At 60.3% G+C, this 13497-nt stretch carries 16 protein-coding genes; 10 read left to right on the plus strand and 6 right to left on the minus strand.

What is annotated here, in order from left to right; all coding sequences use genetic code 11:
• Positions 1–53 precede the first annotated feature (53 nt).
• Together ACE3QM_RS08970 and ACE3QM_RS08975 are read left to right on the plus strand one after the other, a co-directional pair.
• Entirely contained in the window at positions 54–293 is a 240-nt protein-coding gene (locus ACE3QM_RS08970; protein ID WP_231462518.1) for a DUF2164 domain-containing protein, read from the plus strand.
• Positions 294–372: 79 nt separating this feature from the next.
• Complete coding sequence (locus tag ACE3QM_RS08975; protein WP_048408674.1) at positions 373–972, plus strand: YdcF family protein; 600 nt, start codon at positions 373–375, stop codon at positions 970–972.
• An 83-nt stretch (positions 973–1055) separates the two neighbouring features.
• Here the strand turns inward: ACE3QM_RS08975 and ACE3QM_RS08980 are convergent, their stop codons facing one another.
• Entirely contained in the window at positions 1056–1412 is a 357-nt protein-coding gene (locus ACE3QM_RS08980; protein WP_231462517.1) for a 50S ribosome-binding protein YggL, read from the minus strand.
• A 231-nt stretch (positions 1413–1643) separates the two neighbouring features.
• Between ACE3QM_RS08980 and ACE3QM_RS08985 the strand changes: the two genes are divergently transcribed.
• Together ACE3QM_RS08985 and ACE3QM_RS08990 are read left to right on the plus strand one after the other, a co-directional pair.
• Positions 1644–3344 (plus strand): hypothetical protein, encoded by a 1701-nt coding sequence (locus ACE3QM_RS08985; protein ID WP_374421451.1) that lies wholly within the window; start codon positions 1644–1646, stop codon positions 3342–3344.
• A 47-nt stretch (positions 3345–3391) separates the two neighbouring features.
• Positions 3392–3655, plus strand: a complete 264-nt coding sequence (locus ACE3QM_RS08990; protein ID WP_374421452.1) for a hypothetical protein — start codon at positions 3392–3394, stop codon at positions 3653–3655.
• Positions 3656–3742: 87 nt separating this feature from the next.
• Here the strand turns inward: ACE3QM_RS08990 and ACE3QM_RS08995 are convergent, their stop codons facing one another.
• From ACE3QM_RS08995 to ubiD, 3 genes are all read right to left on the minus strand, one after another.
• Positions 3743–4339 carry a hypothetical protein gene (locus ACE3QM_RS08995; RefSeq protein ID WP_374421453.1) on the minus strand — a complete coding sequence of 199 codons (597 nt, stop codon included), beginning with the start codon at positions 4337–4339 and terminating at the stop codon, positions 3743–3745.
• Positions 4284–4619, minus strand: a complete 336-nt coding sequence (locus ACE3QM_RS09000; RefSeq protein ID WP_374421454.1) for a hypothetical protein — start codon at positions 4617–4619, stop codon at positions 4284–4286. The genes ACE3QM_RS08995 and ACE3QM_RS09000 overlap by 56 nt, the downstream gene beginning before the upstream one ends.
• A 366-nt stretch (positions 4620–4985) precedes the next feature.
• Positions 4986–6461, minus strand: a complete 1476-nt coding sequence (ubiD, locus tag ACE3QM_RS09005; protein WP_231462512.1) for a 4-hydroxy-3-polyprenylbenzoate decarboxylase — start codon at positions 6459–6461, stop codon at positions 4986–4988.
• 151 nt (positions 6462–6612) lie between these two features.
• Here ubiD and ACE3QM_RS09010 point away from each other — a divergent pair, with 151 nt between their 5' ends.
• Entirely contained in the window at positions 6613–7230 is a 618-nt protein-coding gene (locus tag ACE3QM_RS09010) for an OmpW family protein (protein WP_374421455.1), read from the plus strand.
• Positions 7231–7331: 101 nt separating this feature from the next.
• Positions 7332–8387, plus strand: coding sequence for a PLP-dependent cysteine synthase family protein (locus tag ACE3QM_RS09015; protein WP_048408680.1), 1056 nt, complete (start codon positions 7332–7334; stop codon positions 8385–8387).
• A 55-nt stretch (positions 8388–8442) separates the two neighbouring features.
• Here the strand turns inward: ACE3QM_RS09015 and ACE3QM_RS09020 are convergent, their stop codons facing one another.
• Positions 8443–8601, minus strand: a complete 159-nt coding sequence (locus tag ACE3QM_RS09020; RefSeq protein ID WP_156183751.1) for a hypothetical protein — start codon at positions 8599–8601, stop codon at positions 8443–8445.
• A gap of 60 nt (positions 8602–8661) precedes the next feature.
• On the opposite strand from ACE3QM_RS09020, the gene ACE3QM_RS09025 reads away from it, so the two are divergent.
• From ACE3QM_RS09025 to ACE3QM_RS09040, 4 genes are all read left to right on the plus strand, one after another.
• The gene (locus ACE3QM_RS09025; protein ID WP_048408681.1) at positions 8662–9747 is read left to right on the plus strand and encodes an ABC transporter ATP-binding protein; all 1086 of its coding nucleotides are present in this window, start codon (positions 8662–8664) and stop codon (positions 9745–9747) included.
• Between the two features lie 6 nt (positions 9748–9753).
• Positions 9754–10647: an ABC transporter permease gene (locus ACE3QM_RS09030; protein WP_197081389.1), complete on the plus strand. Its 894-nt coding sequence runs from the start codon at positions 9754–9756 to the stop codon at positions 10645–10647.
• Positions 10640–11434, plus strand: coding sequence for an ABC transporter permease (locus tag ACE3QM_RS09035; RefSeq protein WP_231580958.1), 795 nt, complete (start codon positions 10640–10642; stop codon positions 11432–11434). The genes ACE3QM_RS09030 and ACE3QM_RS09035 overlap by 8 nt, the downstream gene beginning before the upstream one ends.
• 87 nt (positions 11435–11521) lie before the next feature.
• Positions 11522–12586, plus strand: coding sequence for a PotD/PotF family extracellular solute-binding protein (locus ACE3QM_RS09040; RefSeq protein WP_374421456.1), 1065 nt, complete (start codon positions 11522–11524; stop codon positions 12584–12586).
• A gap of 51 nt (positions 12587–12637) precedes the next feature.
• Here the strand turns inward: ACE3QM_RS09040 and ACE3QM_RS09045 are convergent, their stop codons facing one another.
• Positions 12638–13273, minus strand: a complete 636-nt coding sequence (locus tag ACE3QM_RS09045) for a pyrimidine 5'-nucleotidase (RefSeq protein ID WP_048408684.1) — start codon at positions 13271–13273, stop codon at positions 12638–12640.
• Positions 13274–13497: the final 224 nt, after the last annotated feature.

Raw genomic sequence — 13497 nt, forward strand, 5'->3', positions numbered from 1 at the left:
TCGGCGATTAGCCGCCATAATCGCGGCTTTCGAATCGCACAGGGCGGCATGCCATGGCTAATCTCTCGATGTTGACCCCGGCGCAGTTGCAAACCTTGGCTCCGCAGCTGCAGCAGTACGCGCAGCAGCAGTTCGGCATCGAATTGGGGCAGTTCGACGCGCAGTTCCTGCTGGACTTCATCGCCGACAAGATAGGCCGGGATATCTACAACAAGGCCTTGGACGACGCGCAACTGGCGCTGGCCGCGCGCATGGAATCCTTGCAGGCGGCGATCTGGGAGCTGGAGAAGTAAGCGCCGCACTGCTCTTTGCCGTTTGCATCCCGTTTGCGGGTACAATCGTTCAGTCTCTCATTTCACACTTGCGGTACCCATGCTCTACTTGCGTTTGATGTTGAAAGGCTTCCTGCTGGCAATCCTGCTGGTGGTGCTGGGCTTCAGTTATGTGGCCTGGAGCATTGTCGATTTCGGCAGCAACGCAAGCGAACCGCAAGCCGACGCCGCGCTGGTGTTGGGCGCGGCGGCCTGGGGCAAGCGCCCGTCCCCGGTGTTCCGCGAGCGCATCAATCACGCGGTCAAACTGTACAAGTCCGGCAAGGTGCGCTGGATCGTGTTCACCGGCGGCACGCCGGAACCGGGCTATCCGTCCGAAGCCGACGTCGGCCGTGATTTCGCCGCCAAGCAAGGCGTGCCGATGACGGCGATGCTGGCGGAAAACCAGTCGCGCACCACCTGGCAGAACCTGGAGAACGCGCGCGAATTGAGCAGCCAGTTCGGCATCCGCTCCTTCCTCTTGGTCAGCGATCCGCTGCACATGCGTCGTTCAGTGCTGATGGCCACCGACATCGGCCTGGTGGCCTATCCGGCGCCAACCCAGTCCAGCCGCTACCGCACCCTGTCCAGCTGGTCCCGTTTCCTGGCTAGGGAAACCTGGCTTTATCTGGGCTACCGCGTGTTCCGCAAGCTATCTTGAGTTCGCCGGGATGGCGGAGCGTTGCGACGAGGCATAAAAAAAACCGGCTATAAGCCGGTTTTTTCACGTCGAGCGGAGGCGAATCAGTGGTGATGCCACAGATCGATCAGTTCGCCGCCTTCCACCGACTTGACCTCGGCGCGGGCTTGCAGCCAGGACAGCAATTGCTGGCGCAGCTCGTCGCTGATCTTGACTTCGCCCACCGGGAAGGCCACGCCTTCCAGCTTGCCGGCGCCGTCGAAATGGCCGCCGAAGCTGATGCCGGCATCGTCCACCTGGGTCAGCCAGGCGTCCAGCAGCGCTTCGGAATCCGCGCCTTCATGCAAGAGCGCGATCAAATGGAAACCCAGTTCGCGGAATTCGCCGACGCGCATTTTCTTGCGTTGACGGGCTTTCAGGCGGCTCAGGCGATGGGGGGAATTGGGATTGCGCAGGGACATTACAGCTCCTTATTCAAAGACCTGGCGATGATAGCAGGCTTGCCGACTTTGCGCTCCGCCAGCTGTACGCAGGTTTCTGTCACTTTAACTAAACAAATATCATATAAAAACGTAATTATTTGCCGTAGTCATTGCCATTGGAATGGAATTAGTATTTTTTCTCATTCTCAATACATGAAATGGATGACTACAGGGATGAAAAGCACAAAAACAATATTGGCGGTATCCGTGATGTCCGCGTTGCTGAGCGCATGCGGCGGTGGCGGCGGCGGTAGCGCCGGCAACGGCGGCTCCGGCGCCGGAGCGTCGGCATCGGGCAGGATGCTGGCGGCGGACGGCGCGGAAGTGGCGGCTTTGGCGTGCTCGGGCAATGTGTGCCGCTTGCCGGCCTCGGCCGGCCGCGCGCAGTCCGGTTCCGTCTACCAGTACACCAATACCGGCACCTTGGCGCAAACGGTATCGATCAGCGGCAATTCCTTGAGCGCCGCCTGGCAGATGGTGGTGTCGCGCGTCAGCTCCGGCGACACCTCCAGCCAGGCCAAGCTGACCGCTTCCGGCTTGCGCGGCGGATCGGACGCCGCCGCGGAACGACTGGAAGCGGAAAGCCAGGCGGTGATGGCCGCGGTTGGCGCGGCGGCCCGCTCCGGCGCCTTATCGCTGCGGAGCGCTGGTTCGCACCGGCTGCTGGCGGAGCAGGCCAGCTTGCAGGCGGCCAGCTACGCAATCGGCGACAAGCGAGTCTGGCACGATATGGACAGCGATAGCGCGACCAGCCTGCAAGCCATGCGCGATTTGCCCAATGGTGGCGGCAAGGTCTATGTCTGGGCGCAGGACGGGCTGGACGTCAGCGTAGGCAGCGACCAGGCCGACGCGCTGGCCGAGCGCTTCGCCAATAGCGTCTACCCCTTGGAAGCCTCGGTCGTCAGCGAGCCCTGGGGCAATGACATCGATCCGGGCTGGCGCGCGCTGGCTCTGCCCGGCGATACCAAGGACGTGCACCTGGTGCTGAGCCGCTTGAACGACCCGACTCAGACCGGCGGCGGCCGCTTGCTCGGCTATGTGCGCTGGACCAATGCCTTGCTGGCGTCGGCGGCGCCGGCCATGTGCGGCGGCGACCAAGAGTGCCGCGATGTGGTGGGCAAGAGCAATCAGGCCTTGGCCACCTTCGTGGACCTGGATACCTTCGCCCAGACCGATCCGGGACGCAACTGGAGCATGAAGGGCAACGGCCCCAGCCTGGCCTTGTCCACGCTGGCGCACGAATATCTGCACGTGCTCTACGCCTACAACAAGATACTGCGCAAGCCGCCGGGTTCCGGTCAGCCCACGGTATGGGAAAACGAGCTGGCGGCCCAGACCATGGGCTATCTGGTGTCGGCGGACACCTTCACCGGCGGCCGCGGCAGCGATGCCAACTCCCATCCGGACCTGCGCCGCGGCGGCGACTTCGAAAGCTTCCTGCGCCGGCCGGCTTGCAATCTGAAGGGCTGGAGCGTGGCGGCATCGAATTACACTTGCTACCCGAAAGCGCTGGCGGCGGGCATGCAGATGCTGCACCAGTTCGGCGCGGGCGTGATGAAGCCGTGGGTGACCGGCGCCAATACCGGCGAGGCGGCCTTGAACGATGGTTTGCGCGCGGTGGGCGCCGGCGATTACGGCAAGCTGATGCTGCGCCTCAACACCACGCTGGCGCTGGGGGGCAATCCGGCCAACGGTTATGGCTTCCCGGCCAAAACGCTGAGCTTGCCGGCCAACCAGTACTTCCCCAATGGCAAGAGCTTGCTGTTGCCGGCGGTGCCGTTCCAGGCGCAGGAAATCGGCTGGAGCGCGTTGGCGACGGCGGAAACCTATAAGCAGAGCCTGCCGCTGTCGCGCGGCGTGGCGCGGGTGACGGTGCCGGCCAACAGCCATCTGATCCTGGTCAAGCCATGATGCGCGGGCTGCTGCTGTGGCTAGGCCTTTGCGCCGGAGTTGGCGCGATGTCGTTGCCGCCGTGGGAGGAGGGCACCCTGGTCGCCGTTGGCGCGCCGCCGTTGGTGCGTTTAGGAGTGGAAAAGGGGGATGGCGGCACCTTCGTCATCCAGCCCGCTGTCGACGGCAAGGGACTGGGGGCTACGGAAGTGGCCGCGTTGAAGAAGCGGACCGGTTCGCGCATCCGCTATCGGGCCGGGCCGTTCAACGTCCACCCGCTGCTGGGGCGCGAGGCCGTGCTGCTGCAGGCGGAAGTGCTTGAGCCGCGTTGAGCGATCAAACAGCGCCCGGCCTCTGATGATGCCGGGCGCTTTCAATAAGGGGCTCAGTAGTAAAGTGGTCGAGTATGTCAAATGGTTTCAGTCATCGTCGATGTCAGAGTTTGACAAGCCTAGGCTGCGTATGGATTGGAATGGATCAAAGTTATGTTGTAGTACCGGCAGCGCTTCCAACTGGCGGCGCAGCGCTGGCGCGAGACGTAAGTAAGGTCGCTCTCGTTTTAGCGCAAGCGTTCGGGATAGCAGCGCGGTGAGAATCTGCTCAGCTCCGGGGTCGTCCTTGGCCGAATAAGCCGGTAGTTTTGCCTCCCGGGCTAGCAGGGTGGCTTGCAAAAACTCCTCTTCAACTTGCCCAAGGCATGTCCTGTCATTTTTATTACGAAAATAGGCAAGCGCAGCGATCTGCTCATCCCTGGAAATTTCTAATCCGGCGAAGGTGTCCGGAGGCAACACGATCTCTTGTTGCCGGCAATATTTGATCTGAGCGCTATAGTCGATCACGGCTTGAGCCAGGCGTTGTATGGCAAATGAGGTTAGATCTTCTTGGGCAGGAGATTGTGCTTGGCTTGGCGTTAGCCAGAACAGGTTGCCAATCAGTAGAGCCCAAGCCGGCCACGTGTTTTTAAGGTTTGCAGCCATACGCCACAGCCTCCCAGAATTGAGCTTGCTTCCGGTCATGCTGATGATTCCAGTGCTCTTCTTCCGCAATGCGTGTTACCGCCTTCTGCATAATCCTCGGCCAAGCCGCAGTGCTCTGTGCGAACAGTTGCCAGTCTGTTGCGTGGATGTTATAGGCCGCTTGTAGTGGGCTGCTGCGATAAAAGATATTGCTTATCACACCAATACTGGTGAGGCTGGCGGCGAGTCGGAGGCTTCTCAGCTTGAGTTCGATTTGCTCCAGAGCTTGTAGGCTGCTTTGATCCAGCTTCAATCCTTGGATTGTCGGGCAACTCTTCATGCTGCTCTCCTGTGGCGGCAAGCGCGCCATCTTGAGGTCGTTGCAGAGGCTTTCTCAGTTAAGGCAAAAATATAAATATATTAATCAAAAAAGACAGCTGCCCTATCTGTCAGGAGCATCCGATGTCGGGGGCAATTGAGGGGACGTTCTAAGAACGTGTTTACGATCTAGCGAACTAAAGCGAAAACGGCTGAGAAAGCGGAATGCATTGGCGGTGCATGAGCACTTCGAAGGCGGTTTCAACGCCGTATCGTCGACACGGGCAGATCGTAAGCAGGTTCTAAGGCCCTGCGTGGGGAGGGGCTGGCGAAGGCATTGCGCGATCCACCCCGACGTGCTTGTAGGCCGGGGTGGATGGGGGAGGGTTTACAGCCCTAATTGTAGCCACATCGCGTCTACGCGCTGTTTGACTGCCTGGTCCATCACGATGGGCACGCCCCACTCGCGGTTGGTTTCGCCCGGCATCTTGTTGGTGGCGTCCAGGCCCATCTTGCCGCCCAGGCCGGACACCGGGCTGGCGAAGTCCAGATAGTCTATCGGCGTGTGCTCGATCAAGGTGGTGTCGCGCACCGGGTCCATGCGGGTGGTGATCGCCCAGATCACTTCCTTCCAGTCCCGGGTGTTGACGTCGTCGTCCACCACCACGATGAACTTGGTGTACATGAACTGGCGCAGGAAGCTCCAGCATCCCATCATCACCCGCTTGGCGTGGCCGGGGTATTGCTTCTTGATGCTGACCACCGCCATCCGGTAGCTGCAGCCTTCCGGCGGCAGGTAGAAATCGACGATTTCCGGAAACTGCTTTTGCAGTATCGGCACGAAGACCTCGTTCAGCGCCACGCCCAGCACCGCCGGTTCATCCGGCGGCTTGCCGGTGTAGGTGCTGTGGTAAATCGCGTTTTCGCGCATGGTGACGCGGTCCACGGTCAGCACCGGGAAGCGGTCCTGCTCGTTGTAATAGCCGGTATGGTCGCCGTAAGGGCCTTCCAGCGCGGTGTCGTCGGGGTGGATATGGCCTTCCAGCACGATCTCGGCGCGCGCCGGCACTTGCAGGTCCGAACCCAGACATTTCGTCAGCTCGGTGCGGCTGCCGCGCAGCAGGCCGGCGAACTGGTATTCGGACAAAGTATCCGGCACCGGCGTCACCGCGCCCAGGATGGTGGCCGGGTCGCAGCCCAGCACTACCGCTACCGGGTAAGGTTTGCCGGGATGCTGTTGGCAGAATTCGCGGTAATCCAGCGCGCCGCCGCGGTGGGCCAACCAGCGCATGATGACGCGATTGCGGCCAATCAGCTGCTGACGATAAATGCCGAGGTTCTGGCGTTTCTTGTTGGGGCCGCGGGTCACGGTCAGCCCCCAGGTGATCAGCGGCGCCACGTCGCCGGGCCAGCAGTGCTGGATGGGCAGCCGTTCCAGGTCAACCTCATTGCCTTCCCAGACGATTTGCTGGCACGGCGCCTTGCTGACTTCCTTCGGCGCCATCGACAGCAATTGCTTCAGCAAGGGCAGCTTGTCCCAGGCGTCTTTCAAGCCCTTGGGCGGCTCCGGCTCCTTCAGGTAAGCCAGGGTCTTGCCGATCTCGCGCAACTGCATCACATCGGCGGCGCCCATGCCCAGCGCCACCCGCTCCGGGGTGCCGAACAGATTGGCCAGCACCGGGTAATCAAAGCGCTTGCCGTCCTTGACTGGCTGTTCGAACAGCAGCGCCGGGCCGCCGGCTTTCAGTACCCTGTCGCCGATCTCGGTCATCTCCAGGTGAGGGGAGACCGGGGACGCAATTCGTTTCAACAGCCCTTGTTGTTCCAATTGGGAGACAAACTCCCGTAAATCTGCATATTTCATGACCGTCTCATGATCTGGCGCAAAGTTTGATATTTGGTGCTTGGATAATCTGCCACCGGACGCCGAACGCTACTGCTGCCTGTAAGCAAAGTCAACGATGGCAGCAAGACCGCCGGCCTGCATTCGACCAAACATGACAGGAGAACCCAATATGAAAAAGCTTGCTCTCGCCGCAATGATCGGCCTGGTTTCCGCCAGCGCTTTCGCCGCTCAAGGCGATATCCTGGCGCGCTTCCGCGTGATCAATGTTAACCCCTCCGCCAGCTGGAGCAACTCTGGCGCGGTGCCGGGCCTGACGGTCGATGCCAAGGACAGCTGGGCGCCTGAGGTCGACTTCACCTATATGATCACCAACAATATCGGCGCCGAGCTGATTTTGGGCACTACCCGCCACGAAATCACCACCAATGCCTTCGGTTCCGTCGGCAAGGTATCGGTGTTGCCGCCGACTTTGACCCTGCAATACCACTTCGCGCCGGACGCGACTTTCCGTCCCTATGTGGGCGCCGGCATCAACTACACCCGCTTCTACAATGAAGGCCTGAAAGCAGGTAGTGCGACAGATCTGAGCGTGAAGAAGAACAGCTGGGGTCCGGCGCTGCAACTGGGCGCCGACTACGCGATCAACAAGAACTGGTTCGTCAACCTGGATGTCAAGAAAATCTGGATCAAGACCGACGTGACCGCCGATCAACTGGGCGGCGCCAAACTGGGCGAACTGAAGATCGACCCGTGGGTGTTCGGCATCGGCTTCGGCACCAAGTTCTGATCGTAAAACCTTTACGAGCCCAAAACGCCCTGCGGGGCGTTTTTTCTTGCTTGTCGCGTTAGAATGGCCGCTTGAGAACTTTCAGACACTGGAGAAGCAAGATGACTGATTGGGTTGCCCAGGCGGTGCGCAAGATAGAGGCCGATTTCAATCGCTCCAGCGACACCCATTTGATCCCGCTGCCGATGCCCGGCGTGCCGGAGATCCAGTTGTATTTCAAGGACGAATCCACCCATCCCACCGGCAGCCTCAAGCACCGGCTGGCGCGCTCGCTGTTTCTGTATGGCTTGTGCAATGGCTGGATACGCGAAGGCAGCACCATCATCGAGGCTTCCAGCGGCAGCACCGCGGTGTCCGAAGCCTATTTTTCCCGTTTGCTGGGCCTGCCTTTCATTGCGGTGATGCCCAAGAGCACTTCGCAGGAAAAAATCCGCGCGATCGAATTCTATGGCGGTCGCAGCCACCTGGTCGACGATCCGGCCACCATTTACGACGAATCCAAACGCCTGGCGCAGGAACTGAACGGCCATTACATGGACCAGTTCACCTATGCCGAGCGCGCGACGGACTGGCGCGGCAACAATAATATCGCCGACACCATTTTCACCCAAATGGCGTACGAGCCCAATCCGGTGCCGGACTGGATCATTTGCGGCGCCGGCACCGGCGGCACTTCGGCCACTTTCGGCCGTTATGTGCGTTACCAGAAGCTGGCGACCAAGGTCTGCGTGGTGGACCCGGAAAATTCGGTGTTCTACGACAGCTTCCACACCGGCAGCGTCGACTGCCGCTGCGAAGGCGGATCCGGGGTGGAAGGCATAGGCCGGCCGCGGGTCGAGCCGTCCTTCATTCCCACCGTCATCGACGAAGTCATCCGGGTGCCCAATGTCGCCAGCTACGCCGCCATCCACTTCCTGGAAGAAGTGCTGGGGCGTCGTTGCGGCGGTTCCACCGGCACCAATTTCTACGGCGTGTGCGAGTTGGTCAGCCAGATGCGCAAGCAGGGCCGCAGCGGCTCCATCGTCACCCTGATCTGCGATGACGGCAACCGCTACCAGGACAGCTATTACAAGCCCGAATGGCTGCAAGCCAACGGCTTCGATATCTCGCCCTGGGTGGAGCGCTACCGCCGCTTCTTCAATGAAGGGCAGTGGTAAGCGCGGTTTGGCGGCTCGTAGACGGCGAGATGCCGACAGTTGTTGTCAAAAAGCATCAATTATCTGAAGTGGAACCATGTTGCGCCGCATCGAAAACCGCCGAGCGGCGCAGCGTTTTTTGTTGAGAAAATAGCAACTTACCGGCCAGCGCAAAACGCTTGGTCCGCTTGATGGAAAAAATACGCTGAGGTCTTGAATTTTCAAGGGATTTCAACGGCCCCAGCTTTATCTTTTTTGTTAAACTGGCGCCCTTTTTCTTGGGCGGGGAAGATAGATGGCTCTCCTTGAAATCAAAAATGTCGTCAAGCGCTTCGGTGACTATACGGCGGTCAACAATGTCAGCCTGTCGGTAGAGGCTGGCGAATTCTTCACCCTGCTGGGCCCGTCCGGCTGCGGCAAGACCACCTTGCTGCGCATGCTGGCCGGTTTCGAACAGCCCGATGCCGGCCAGATCCTGCTGGACGGCCAAGACATGTCGCATGTGCTGCCGGAAAAGCGTCCGGTGCACACCGTGTTCCAGAGCTATGCGCTGTTCCCGCACATGACGGTGCGAGAGAACATCGCCTTCCCGCTGAAGATGGCCAAGTGGGACAAGGCCAAGATCGACGCCCAGGTGGACGAATTGCTGGAAGACGTGCGCCTGACCCAGTTCGGCAATCGCTATCCGCATGAAATGTCCGGCGGTCAGCGTCAGCGCGTGGCCATTGCCCGCGCCTTGGTCGATCGCCCGCGGCTGCTGCTGCTGGACGAACCGCTGTCCGCTCTGGACGCCAAGCTGCGCGAGGAAATGCAGCTGGAACTGATCAAGTTGCAGAAGGAAGTCGGCATCACCTTCGTCTATGTCACCCATGATCAGGGCGAGGCCCTGGCGCTCAGCCATCGCATCGCGGTGATGAGCCATGGCCAGGTGGAGCAACTGGACGCGCCGGAAACCCTGTACAGCAAGCCCAAGAACCGCTTCGTCGCCGACTTCCTCGGCCAGTGCAATGTGCTGGAAGGCAAGATCAAGCGCGTGGACGGCGACACCATGCTGGTGGATCTGAAGGGCTGTGGCGAAGTGCGCTGCCTGGCGGTGCCCGATGTGCGCGAAGGTCAGACCGGCTGGCTGGCGCTGCGTCCGGAGAAGGTCAAGCTGGACAAGAACCTGCCGGCGGACGAGGGCGAGGCTCACTTCAAGGGCCGTGTCCACGACTGCCTGTATCTGGGCGACGTCACGCTCTACGTGGTGGAAGTGGGCGAGGGCGTGATGGTGGAAGCCATGCTGCCCAACAGCATTCCCGGCGTCGCCAAGTTCTTTGACGACAACGACATCGTGGAACTGGCCTGGCGTTTCGACGCCGGCAGCTTCCTGACGGAGTAAACGCGCATGGCGATTCGAGATCGATTCGGCAAGTGGGCGCTGTCGTGGCCGCCGCTGGTCTACCTGGTCCTGTTTTTCCTGGTGCCATCGCTGATCATGGTGGTGGCTGCCTTCCGCAATCCGGGCGATTACGGCGGCCTCGCGCCGATGTATTACCTCGAGGAAGGCAAGCTGGTCTGGGACCTGACCCTGGACAACTTCCGCCGTCTGGTGGAAGAGCCGCTCTATATCGAGCTGTTCATCAAGTCCGCCGGCTACGCGGCGACCACCACCGTGGTGTGCCTGCTGATGGCCTATCCGCTGGCCTGGCTGATCGCCCGCTCCGGCAAGAAATACCGCGACCTGATGCTGCTGCTGGTGATCCTGCCGTTCTGGTCCAACTTCCTGATCCGCATCTACGCCTGGATGATCATCCTGGGGCCGCAATCGGCGTTCACCAAGATGCTGAACGTGGTGGTGACCTCGCTGGGCTTCGAGCCGCTGCGTCTGCTGTTCACCCCGTTCGCCGTCATCGTCGGCCTGGTCTATGTGCACCTGCCCTTCATGGTGCTGCCGCTGTACGCCAATCTGGAAAAGCACGACATGGCCTTGCTGGACGCGGCGCAGGACCTGGGCGCCAACGCCTGGCAGCGCTTCTGGCGCGTGACCTGGCCGCTGAGCTTGCCCGGCGTGTTCGCCGGCTCGGCGCTGGTGTTCATTCCGGCGCTCGGCATGTTCGCGATTCCGGACATCCTGGGCGGCACCGACTCCATCATGATAGGCAATCTGATCAAGCAGCAGATTCTGGACACTCGCGATTGGCCGTTCGGCTCGGTGCTGTCCATCATGCTGACCGGAGGCGTGTTGTTGATCGCGGCGCTGGGCGCGCTGGTAGGCAGAGGAGGCAAGAAACGTGGCTAAGAAACAATCGCGTTGGCTGTGGGCGTCGGCCATGCTGACCTACGCCTTCCTCTATCTGCCGCTGGTCATCGTGGTGCTGTATTCCTTCAACGATTCCAGGCTCAATGCGGAGTGGGTGGGCTTCACCCTCAAGTGGTACGACAAGCTGTTCCACAATGAGAAAATGCTGAGCGCGGCGGCCAACTCGCTGATCATCGGCATCATCGCCAGCGCCTGCGCCACCGTGCTGGGCACGCTGGCCGGCATCGCGATGCACCGCTACAAGCTGCGCCTGCTGCCCTTCCTGGTGCTGACGCCCATCGCCATTCCGGAGTTGCTGATGGGGGTGTCGCTGGTGATCTTCTTCGTCATCGTCAACCAGTTGATCGGCATCCTGGAACTGGGCTTGATCACCATCCTGCTGTCCCACATCGCATTCTGCATCGGCTTCGTCGCCATCGTGGTGCGCGCGCGGATGCAAGGCATGGACGACAGCCTGGTGGAAGCGGCGCGCGATCTGGGCGCGACGCCGTTCCAGGCCTTCCGCCTGATCACCCTGCCCATCATCAAGCCGGGCATCATCGCCGGCGCCTTGATGGCCTTCACCCTGTCCATCGACGACTTCGTGATCACCTTCTTCACCGCCGGCGCCGGCGCCAGCATGCTGCCCTTGGAGATCTACTCCATGATCAAGATCGCGGTGACGCCGGAAGTGAACGCGGTGTCCAGTTTGTTGATGCTGTTGACCTTGGTGCTGATCGTCATCGCCTCGCGCGTGTCGCCCAGCGCGCTGCGGGCCAATGGCTGAGTCGTAGGGCCCCGGCCGGGCGACAAGGGAGCCGGCCGGTTTTTCATGTAGTCGCAATGCACTCGTGCAAATAGAAGGAAAACCGCAATGAAAAAAGTCCTCGTGACGCTTGCACTGGCCGTATCTGCTCAGGCGTATGCAGCGGAAGAACTGCATCTCTACAACTGGAACAACTACCTGTCGGAAAGCACGGCCAAGAATTTCGAGGCCTATTGCAAGTGCAAGCTGGTGCAGGATTTCTACGGCGACAATGAAGAAATGCTGGCCAAGCTGGCAGCCGGCGCCAAAGGCTACGACATCGTGGTGCCGACCGGCTTCGCGGTGGAGGCGCTGATCAAGCAGGGCAAGGCGCAGCCGCTGGACAAAAAACAGCTGCCCAACTTCAAGAACCTGAACGCCGGCTATCTGAACAGCTTCTTCGACAAGGGCAACCAGTACTCGGTCCCCTACGCCTTCACCACCACGCTGCTGGGCTACAACGAAACCAAGCTGAAAGAGCTGGGCTTGCTGGACAAGGCCAATAGCTGGGCGCTGATCTTCGATCCGGCCGTATTGGCCAAGCTCAAGGGCAAGATCACCGTGCTGGACTCTCAGCGCGAACTGGTGTCCGCCGCCTTGATGTATCTGGGCAAGCCGGCCAACTCCACCAATCCGGCGGACTGGAAGGCGGCGCGCGACGTGATCCTGAAGGCCAAGCCTTACTGGGCCGCCTTCAACAACCAGAGCTATATCAAGGAACTGACCGTGGGCAACATCTATGTCGCGCTGGGCTATTCCAACGATATGTACCAGGCTCAGCAGGACGCCAAGAAGGCCGGCCGCAAGTTCGGCGTCAATTTCTCCTTGCAGAAGGAAGGCAATACCTTGTCGCTGGACAACTTCGTGGTGTTGAAAGACGCGCCGCGCAAGGACCTAGCCTACAAGTTCATCAACTTCATGCTGGACGGCAAGAACGCCTCCGGTCTGACCAACGATATGGGCTCGGGCAATCCCAACGCCGCAGCCGGCAAATTCGTCAAACCGGAGCTGACCAAGGTGCACGCGATCTTCCCGACCGCGGGCGAACTGCCGCGTCTGCAACAGCTGAAGGATTTGAACGCCAAGGACCGCCGCGAGCTGAACAAGGTGTGGTCCGAGATCAAGCTGAAGTAAGCGCGATACTCTATATAAGAGAAAAGGCCGGGATTCCGGCCTTTTTAATTTTCAGTCCCAGCGCCGACGCGCCAACTCGCCGATGGACGCAACACGGATGTCCACGTGAGCAGGACGCCGCACCTGTTTGCTGACCCAGATCGTTTTCATGCCCAGCTTCTTCGCCGTCAACAGATTGGGTAGCGAGTCCTCCACCATGATGCAGTGCCGCGGGTCCAGCCGCTCTTGCGCCAGAACTTTGCGGAAAGCGCTGATGTGCGGCTTGGGCACATAGTCCAATTGCTCGACGCCATAGATGGAGTGGAAATGCCGCTCAATCGCCAGGCGCTGCAGAATGCCGGTCACATAGTGATGCGGCCCATTGGAGAAAATCACCTTGCGGCCCGGCAGCGCGCGCAGCGACTCCGCCAGATTGTGCTCGGCGAACAGCCATTGTTCCAGTTCATCCAGCTTATGGGTTTCCAATAAGAAGTCGTGTGGATCGATATTGTGGTGAGTGACCAGGCCATGCATGGTGGCGCCGTATTGCGCCCAGTAGCGCTCCCGCAGCAAGCGCGCTTCCACCGCGTCCACTTGCAGATGTTTCATCATATAAGCGGACATCGCATGGCTGATGTGGGCGAAGATGCCGCCGCTGGCGTGGTGCAGCGTGTCGTCCAGGTCGAAAATCCAGTTTCTGTTGCGCATGATCGTGCTTCTTGAAGGGCGGACGAGGAGGGGAATTATCGGATTTTCAAGCCGGAAGCGACAGTCCCGATCCGAAGCAAGCGGGGGGCTTAACTTTGTTGAAATGGATGATTCAATATAAATCATGTAGATAGCCACCGGGTGGCGGCTTTTCTCAAAAAACTTTCAAGAAAGGTGTTGACGGGTGAGGGGGCGTGACGTATAGTTCGCCTCCTCAGCAGACA

The organism is Chromobacterium sp. (genome assembly GCF_041912965.1).
Classification (GTDB): Bacteria; Pseudomonadota; Gammaproteobacteria; order Burkholderiales; family Chromobacteriaceae; genus Chromobacterium; species Chromobacterium aquaticum.

Excerpts from the sequence above, each read along its gene's own strand:
- ACE3QM_RS09040 (WP_374421456.1), top strand. The coding sequence starts at position 11,522 with ATGAAAAAAGTCCTCGTGACGCTTGCACTGGCCGTATCTGCTCAGGCG.
- ACE3QM_RS09025 (WP_048408681.1), top strand. The coding sequence starts at position 8,662 with ATGGCTCTCCTTGAAATCAAAAATGTCGTCAAGCGCTTCGGTGACTAT.
- ACE3QM_RS08975 (WP_048408674.1), top strand. The coding sequence starts at position 373 with ATGCTCTACTTGCGTTTGATGTTGAAAGGCTTCCTGCTGGCAATCCTG.
- ACE3QM_RS08985 (WP_374421451.1), top strand. The coding sequence starts at position 1,644 with ATGTCCGCGTTGCTGAGCGCATGCGGCGGTGGCGGCGGCGGTAGCGCC.
- ACE3QM_RS08970 (WP_231462518.1), top strand. The coding sequence starts at position 54 with ATGGCTAATCTCTCGATGTTGACCCCGGCGCAGTTGCAAACCTTGGCT.
- ACE3QM_RS09030 (WP_197081389.1), top strand. The coding sequence starts at position 9,754 with ATGGCGATTCGAGATCGATTCGGCAAGTGGGCGCTGTCGTGGCCGCCG.
- ACE3QM_RS08995 (WP_374421453.1), bottom strand. The coding sequence starts at position 4,339 with ATGACCGGAAGCAAGCTCAATTCTGGGAGGCTGTGGCGTATGGCTGCA.
- ACE3QM_RS08990 (WP_374421452.1), top strand. The coding sequence starts at position 3,392 with ATGTCGTTGCCGCCGTGGGAGGAGGGCACCCTGGTCGCCGTTGGCGCG.
- ACE3QM_RS09045 (WP_048408684.1), bottom strand. The coding sequence starts at position 13,273 with ATGCGCAACAGAAACTGGATTTTCGACCTGGACGACACGCTGCACCAC.
- ACE3QM_RS09015 (WP_048408680.1), top strand. The coding sequence starts at position 7,332 with ATGACTGATTGGGTTGCCCAGGCGGTGCGCAAGATAGAGGCCGATTTC.
- ubiD (WP_231462512.1), bottom strand. The coding sequence starts at position 6,461 with ATGAAATATGCAGATTTACGGGAGTTTGTCTCCCAATTGGAACAACAA.
- ACE3QM_RS09010 (WP_374421455.1), top strand. The coding sequence starts at position 6,613 with ATGAAAAAGCTTGCTCTCGCCGCAATGATCGGCCTGGTTTCCGCCAGC.
- ACE3QM_RS09000 (WP_374421454.1), bottom strand. The coding sequence starts at position 4,619 with ATGAAGAGTTGCCCGACAATCCAAGGATTGAAGCTGGATCAAAGCAGC.
- ACE3QM_RS08980 (WP_231462517.1), bottom strand. The coding sequence starts at position 1,412 with ATGTCCCTGCGCAATCCCAATTCCCCCCATCGCCTGAGCCGCCTGAAA.